Here is a 239-nt window from a genome sequence, read left to right as displayed (position 1 = left end):
CATTACCTTGCAATGAATTTGGTAATTATGAATATCACTTTGCTGTAGTAGGTAATACAAATGTATCAGCTAGTACAAATCTAGTTTATGCTGATTTATCAGGTAATGTAGTTGATAACACAGATGATAAACCAGTTGATGTAGTAACTCCAGTAGAACCTAAACCTGAACCAACTCCAGTAGAACCTGAAGATAAACCAGTTGATAATTCAACTAATGGAATGAAAGTTACTATTTTA

Annotated in this window: 1 protein-coding gene; it reads left to right on the top strand. The window is 32.2% G+C overall.

What is annotated here, in order from left to right; translation table 11 throughout:
• A partial coding sequence (locus NY022_RS09665; RefSeq protein ID WP_267525675.1) for a hypothetical protein occupies positions 1-239 on the top strand: 239 nt, incomplete at both ends.

The organism is Campylobacter sp. MG1, assembly GCF_026616895.1.
Lineage (GTDB): Bacteria > Campylobacterota > Campylobacteria > Campylobacterales > Campylobacteraceae > Campylobacter_E.
This window is presented reverse-complemented; position numbering and strand designations above follow the sequence as displayed.